At 60.7% G+C, this 6987-nt stretch carries 6 protein-coding genes; 2 read left to right on the forward strand and 4 right to left on the reverse strand.

Going from position 1 to position 6987, the window contains the following annotated elements; all coding sequences use genetic code 11:
* Positions 1-201 precede the first annotated feature (201 nt).
* Genes HPY90_RS14375 through HPY90_RS14390 form a run of 4 tightly spaced genes read right to left on the reverse strand, consistent with a single transcriptional unit; the run spans position 202 to position 5229 of the window.
* On the reverse strand, positions 202-885 hold the full coding sequence (locus tag HPY90_RS14375) for a tyrosine-protein phosphatase (protein WP_287195523.1): 684 nt from the start codon (positions 883-885) through the stop codon (positions 202-204).
* Between the two features lie 21 nt (positions 886-906).
* Positions 907-1614, reverse strand: a complete 708-nt coding sequence (locus HPY90_RS14380; RefSeq protein WP_287195524.1) for a CpsD/CapB family tyrosine-protein kinase — start codon at positions 1612-1614, stop codon at positions 907-909.
* A gap of 53 nt (positions 1615-1667) precedes the next feature.
* Positions 1668-3050 (reverse strand): GumC family protein, encoded by a 1383-nt coding sequence (locus HPY90_RS14385; protein WP_287195526.1) that lies wholly within the window; start codon positions 3048-3050, stop codon positions 1668-1670.
* Between the two features lie 13 nt (positions 3051-3063).
* Positions 3064-5229, reverse strand: a complete 2166-nt coding sequence (locus tag HPY90_RS14390) for an O-antigen ligase family protein (protein ID WP_287195527.1) — start codon at positions 5227-5229, stop codon at positions 3064-3066.
* 914 nt (positions 5230-6143) lie between these two features.
* On the opposite strand from HPY90_RS14390, the gene HPY90_RS14395 reads away from it, so the two are divergent.
* Both HPY90_RS14395 and HPY90_RS14400 read left to right on the forward strand, forming a co-directional pair.
* Positions 6144-6581 (forward strand): nucleotidyltransferase family protein, encoded by a 438-nt coding sequence (locus HPY90_RS14395; protein WP_287195528.1) that lies wholly within the window; start codon positions 6144-6146, stop codon positions 6579-6581.
* The coding region (locus HPY90_RS14400) for a ribonuclease toxin HepT-like protein (protein WP_287195530.1) at positions 6526-6987 on the forward strand (462 nt) is incomplete at its 3' end. The genes HPY90_RS14395 and HPY90_RS14400, both read left to right, overlap by 56 nt.

The raw sequence follows: 6987 nt of genomic DNA on the forward strand, positions 1-6987 counted from the left end.
CGGCAACCACCAGCGCAACCACGCAAAACAAACGCTTCTTCCACAACCGCAACACTACCACTCCCCTCTTCTGGAAAATTTTCTTGTTTTGTTATTCGCAGGGGAGCAATTTTTTGAGGGGGTATCCTAAAAATCTGGAGGGTACCCGAAAACAGGAATCGAAGGAGAGGCAAAAGAGCCTGCTTTTTAAGGAGCGCTATTTTAAAGGGCATCCAGGAGGGTAGTGCGCGCCCCCTGGAGCTGCATGAGGCGTTTGCGGGCGGCAGCCAGGTCGAGGCCGCGGCTCCCGGAAAAGTGGGCGTCCGACCCCAGGAGGTGGACGAGGCCCCGGCGCGCCAGCGACTCGGCGGCGGCCTTCACCCGGCGCCCGTACTCCCCGAAGAGGCTCCCCGCGTTGAGCTGGACCAGGCAGCCGCGCTCTACGAGGCGGGCAAGCCAGTCCTGGTCCTCCTGGACCTCCCGATTGCGCTCAGGATGGGCAAGGACCGGGGTGATCCCCTGCAGCATCAATTGAAAGAGCACCTGCTCGGCGTAAAGAGGGATCTCCTGAAAAGGAAGCTCCACCAGGAGCCAGCGGCCGCGGTCGCCCAGTGTCAGGAGGCGGCCCTGCCGGGCGAGACCAGGCACCTCAGGAGAGAGATAAACCTCCATCCCCGGCTCCAGCTCCAGATCAACGCCGCTCTCCTGCAGGAGTTTGCGCCCCGCGGCGACACCCGCAAGCACCAGCTCGCGGCTGGTGGCGTAAACACCCGGCAGAAAGTGAGGGGTTGCCATGAGGCGGGTAGTCCCCGCCTTTTTCGCTTCCCGCGCCATCGCCAGGAACTCAGCCTCGGACGCCGCCCCGTCGTCCAGGCCGGGCAGGATGTGAACGTGGTAATCCACCATATCCTTTTCCCCTTCTGCCGCTTACTTGCGCCTGCGCTTTTCGCCGTAATAGTAATAGTAATAATCCTCTGCAGGAAGGCGCACCGCGTTGAGGACAACCCCGATGAGGCGCGCCCCCGTCTTCTCGAGCAGCTCCCTGGCCTCTCTCGTCAGGTCGATCCGCGCCACCTTCGAGCGCACAACGAGCACAACCCCATCCAGGCGGGGCGCAAGCACCGTGGCATCGGTCACCGCAACGACCGGGGGCGAGTCGAAAAGCACCGTGTCGAAGCGCTCCCGCACCTCTTTTAAAAAATCCTCCATCCGGCGCGACCCCAGCAGCTCAGACGGGTTGGGGGGAATCGGCCCGCACGGCAGAACATACAGACCCGGAACCTCCGTCTCCTGGATCACTCCATCCAGGGAAGTCCCTTCAACAAGGTGGTTCGTCAGCCCGGCGCCGTTCAGGACGTTGAAAATCTTATGCTGATTTGGCTTGCGGAGGTCGGCATCCACCACGAGCACCTTCCCCCCGGCCTGGGCCATGGCAATGGCCAGGTTGGCGAGGGTGGTCGACTTTCCCTCAGAGGGGCCGGCGCTGGTAATGAGAAGCGTCCGCAGCGGCTCTCCGGAGGCGCTGAAGTGAATGCTGGTGCGCAGGGTGCGGTAGGCCTCCGCGAGGGGGGACTTCGGATGCCAGTGGGTGATCATTTCGATTCCCCTGTCTTTGCTTTTGTCATTTCTGCTCATGACAGGCGCTCCTCACTTTTCTTCACCGATTTATTATTCAAAATGGGCCTCTTTTAGGGCCTGCTTTCACCCGGCCGGGCCTTCATGCGGCCCGCATGCATTGCAGGGATGCTCCCCAGGAGCGGCAGGTCGAGATACTGTTTCACATCTTCGGGAGTCTTGATGGTGTTGTCCAGATATTCAAACAGAAAAGCGGCAGCTACAGCAACCATGATCCCGAGGAGACCGGCCACTGTAATGTTGAGCATTTTCCTGGGCTTGACCGGCAAATCGGGGACCTGCGCCTCGGAGACGACGATCAGGTTCGTCTCTCCAAGGTTGATCGATTTGGCGATCTTCGTCTGGGTGATCTTCTCCGCCAGAATATCCCGCGTTTTCTTGATCCGCTCGACATCTCCCTGGAGGCGCTCCAGCTGCGCCCGCTTGTCCGTCAGCTCCGCCTGGAGGTCTCTAATCTCCTCCTCCAGCAGGCTGATAGATTCGCCTGTAATCTTCAGCTGGGCCTCCTTTTCGGCCAGGGCGACGTTCTTCTCCTCCAGCATCTGGGTCAGGGAAACATAAGTCGGGTTGATCTCCTCGGCCTCGTAGGTTCCCTGGCCGTCCTCTCTGAACTTGCGCACCGTGATCTTCGGTTCGGTCTTTTTCAGGGCCTCCTCGATCTGCTCCTTCGCAGCGCGGGCCTGCTCGTACTCGATTTCCGCCTGCACCAGCTGGGCGCGGTAAGCCGTGAGGTTTTCCACTTTCGATGTCATCTCTTTCTCGAGGAGGGGGACGCCCCGCGGCTCGGCTTCGTACTTCTTCAAGGCCTCCGTCGCCTTCGCGAGGGCCTTTTCCTCTTCGGCCAGCTGCTTCTGGAGAAACTCCACGGAGCGGGCCATCTGCTCCTGGTTTTTCTTAGAAATGAACTCCAGAAACTCCTTCGCGAGGGTGTTCGCAATTCTGGCGGCAAGCTTTGGGTCGCTGCCGGAAACCTTGACCTCAATCAGGTTCGTGTCCTTCACGGCCCGCGCCTCGATCATCTCCGCGAGGGTGCGAGGGGTGTAGAGCATGGGGTCAAGCTTCAGGGTTTTGATCACCTGCCGGAGAAGGGCTTCGTTCTTCAGCTGGCCGACGTAGCTGTTGATGGTCATCTGGGGGAGCCGGGAGACAGTATTTACAACAGACTCCAGCCCGTCCTCCTCCCGCACAACCCGCTGCTCCTGCTCCGCCGACTGAGTAGCCATCAGCACCACCTGCGCCTCGTAAACAGGCGGAAGCACGAAAAAGCTCAAGACCCCGCTCGTAGCCATGGCGAGCACCGTAATCAGGACAAGGAGCCACTTCCACTTCTGGAGCACCTTCAGGTAGGCGCGAAGATCTATCTCCTGGACGGCCTCGGTAAATCCCAATTCCCGCGTTTCGTTCACACTCTCTCCCCTCCCCAAAGTCGACATCATGCCGGGCCTCCGCCTACCGGGCGGGGCCCAGGGCAAGAATCTGGCTGTAGCGGGTTCTGTAAACGCTGCTCACCTTTTCAAGTTCCCTTAAAATGCGGCGCGCCTCCGCATCGCGGCCCCGGCGGGCCTCGGTCGCAGCACGCCACAGGTCGGCCTCCTGTTTGAGGCGAGGGTCCCCGGCGGCAAGGGAGAAGTCGCGCCCGGCGGCTTCGTAATCCCCCAGGAGATAGGCGGCCTGGCCAGTGGCAAGGTAGAGCCCCGGACTGGGCGCCAGGGGTTCCCCTTTCCAGCGGGGGAGCATCTCCTCTTTAACGGTGGCGCGCCTCGCCTCCAGGAGCGCCGGAAGCCCCCGCGCCTTTTCCAGGTAGTCCCGCGCCTTTTGCCCGTTGTGACGCGCCAGGTGCTGCTGGGCTGCAGTCACGTAGGCTCCCGCCAGGGTCTCGTAGGAAAAGGTGAGCCAGGGGTTGGTTTGCAGCAGGGCCTCCGCCTCCTGGACCGGTTTGTCAACAAACCCCTGCAGGAAGTAGGTGGTGATCAGGGTGGCGCGCAGCTGCCAGTTGTAGGGTTCTCTTTTGGCGGCCTGGACGGCGTAATCGCGCGCCTGCAGGAGCAGGGAAGGATCCCGCTGTTTCAGGCCGAGCACCGTGTAAACCTGGGCGAGGTCGCCCAGGTAGCTGGCAGTAAAGGGATCCAGACGATGGGCGCGGCGGAAAAGCGCCCGGGCCTGCTCAAAATCGTGGCGGAGCAGCGCCCGCGCCCCGGCTGCTCCCGTCTTCCCGGCAGCGTAGAGATTGGCGGCAGGAAGGAAGAGGAGAGCAGCGGCCAGGGTCCCGGCCAGCGCAGCCCGCGCCAGCTGCCAGCCCGAGGGATTTTCCGAGGGATTTTCGGAGCTCCGGTCCTCGGCGCCTCCGGAACGGGGCCTGTTTCTTCCCCTCCCGCCCCGGGGATTCTGCCACGCTTCGGGGTCAGCGCAAATCTCCCGCTCAAAGGCCTGGCCGAGGCCGAAAAGCGCCCAGAGGATGAGGGCCATCGCCGGCAGGGAGAGGTTGAAGTCAAAGGCGCTGTGCAGCCCCAGCGCCAGAGCGGCGACCCCGTTCGCCCAGGGGAAAACCCACGCTCCGGCTTCCCCCTCCCCTGCAGGATCTCCTTCGAGGCCCGCCTCTTCGACGCTGCGCCAGACCCTGTAAAGGCCCCGTCCGAAGCAGAACCATGCCGCAACAAAGAGCAAAAAACCCAGGGTTCCCGCCTCCACCCAGACCTGGAGGAAGTGGTTGTGCACCTCGGTGGTCCAGTAGAGGTAGGGCTGGTACTGGTGGTACAGTGCGTTCCAGCCCCCTCCCCCGGTGCCGAGCCAGGGGTGATCCCTCACGATTTTCAGGGCATCCAGGTCAAAGCGAAGGCGTTCGGTGAAGCTCGGGTCGTAACGGTCCATCCGCTCAAGCTGGCGGAGCACCGCAACCGGGACGAACTGGGCGGCAACCGAGGGAAGTGCCTGGGCGGCATAGGTGTAGTAGAAAATCCCGGTTATTCCCAGATAAACTATGAGGCTGGCAACCAGCCAACTCCTCACCCGCGGGGCAACCTCATACTTATCGAGGACGAAAACGGCCGCCCGATAAATAACCTGGGCGAGCACCACAGCCGCAAGACCGGGCAGGAGCAGCTTCCCCGTACTGAGAGGGAGGTTCTGAAGAACCTGGGGGACAAAGGAACGCGCCACAAATAAGGCCGCGCCCAGGTCGACCAGCAGAGTGTAAACAGCAAGCGCCCGGCAGGAACGGGGCAGCCCGATACAGAAGGCCGTCAGAGCGACCGGAAAGAGCATCCAGCCTCCCCGCGACATCGTGCACAAGATCACTACCAGCATCGGGAGCAGGGCGGCGGCGTAAAGGGACTGGAGCCAGAGCCTGTCCGTCCGGACGAGCAGGGCAAGGCCGAAGACCGTCGTCATTGTGAGGTAAACCGCTAGGGTGTTGGGATACTGGAAGGTAGACATGATTTCTCCCTGGGCAAAGGCACCAGGGTAGGGAATCCGCCCCGCAGCGGCCCCCAGGCCGATCAGGGCAACCCCCAGGCCGGCCCAGAAGAGCACCTGCAAAACCCGGCGGGCGTGCAGTTCCGTCTCCACAAGACGCGAGGTCATCCAGAAGACGAGGAAGTAGTTGAAGGCCTTGAGCACCTCCCCCACTGCCCCCCGCAAATTCACCGCCACGAGGGTAGAAAGGAGGTAGGCTCCCGCCAGCCCCAGGAGCAGGTAGTCCAGGGGGTGCTCGAAAAACTTTCACCTTGCGCCGCAGCACCCGGTCGTACCAGCAGAGGAGAAAAACTCCAGCCGTGATCATGTGGGTCGGCAGGAGCTCCGGGGCGAAGAAGAGGCCGCGCAAAAAGGGCGGATAAAAAAGGAGAAGGAGCAGGGCGGGAAAGGCAAAAAACCGCAGGTCCAAATAAAGCAGGGGGCGCCCCTCCCCGCTTTCCTTTTTCATCCTGTGTTCTTTTCTCCTTGCGTGAAACACCCCCGGCATCCCTGCCGCCTTGTTCCGCTTTTTCCCTGGAAACCTGTTTCCTCTCATTTATCGCTATCCACTCCCTCTGAACGCGGGGAAAACTGTCTGATATTTCTCCATGCAGATTACCGTTCGCAACGGAGTTGCTCTGCCCAATTCCCGCATCTATTTCCTAAATTCTTACTAGATTCTTACTAAATTCAGTTTTTCCTGCCAGAATTTGAGACAAACATGAGAAATTTCTTTAATCGCGGCTTCCATGCGGCCCTGGCCTCCTGAATGTTCACAATCTTTCTTCGATTCTGGCAAGGGAATGGGCGAGGCTGTCTATTTCGTCCTTACCAAAATATTCATTCGCCCTCAAATCCCTTTTTCCTTCCAGCTTACAGGAAACTCGCAAGCAAAAACCCTTGAAACGTGCTTAAAGGCGGTGAAAAGGCAACCCCCGGGGCCCCTCCAACCCCTCCGAGGAGCAAAAAAAGCAGAATGAGACTGCCACCAAGGTTTTGCTTGACGGGCAGAAGCAAGAAAAGATATACTGGGACCGAAAGGGTGCCAGAAAAAGGGAGCAAAAGCGGGTTTGTAACTGATGGGCGGAAAGATTTCAGATTCCGAAATGGAAAAGTATATCGAAGGATGGCGCAGGCGGGCCGACCAGGCCAGGAGGCGCATGGAGGAGCAGGCGCGGGAGGCCTTTGCTGCCGCCAAACGACTGGCCGGCATGCTGGCCGCCGAACCGGGGGTGAGGCGGGTCTGGCTCTACGGGTCCCTGGCCGGCTATTTCAAGGGCTACCGGCGCTTCGAAGAGGATTCCGACATCGACCTGGCAGTTGAAGGTCTTTCGCCAAAGGAATATTTCCCGGTCCTCGCCCGCCTGAACAGGGAACTGGAGCGAAACGTCGACCTCATCGATCTGGATGCCTGCCCTGCGGCACTGAAGGAGGCCGTCCAGGAAAGGGGGATTCTCCTTTATGAGAGACCGGAACCGGCTGCTGACCCTTGCCAGCGAACTGCAGGCCCTGGTTAACGAGATCGAGACAATTGCCCGGCAAGGCAGAGAATGGCTGGCGACCAGGGGCAGCAACCCCGACATCTACGACCTCCGGGCAGCAGGAAGCATCCTGCATGATTTCTATACAGCTCTCGAAAACGGGTTTGAGCTGATCGCGCAGGTGATCAACGGAGGCTGCCCCCGGGGCGAAGACTGGCACAAGCGCCTTTTGCAGAGCATGGCCCTTGACGTGCCGGGAGTGCGTCCTCCCCTGCTCACAAGGGAACTGGCCCAGGAACTGGATGAATACCTGCGCTTTCGCCACGTTTTCCGGAATGTCTACGGCCACCACCTGGAATGGGAAAGAATCGCGCCCCTCATGCAAAACCTGGCCCAGGTGTCAATTCGAACGTGCCGGGCGGTTGAGCGCTTCGGTAAGTTC

This window comes from Syntrophothermus sp. (genome assembly GCF_013314835.1).
GTDB lineage: Bacteria > Bacillota > Syntrophomonadia > Syntrophomonadales > Syntrophothermaceae > Syntrophothermus > Syntrophothermus lipocalidus.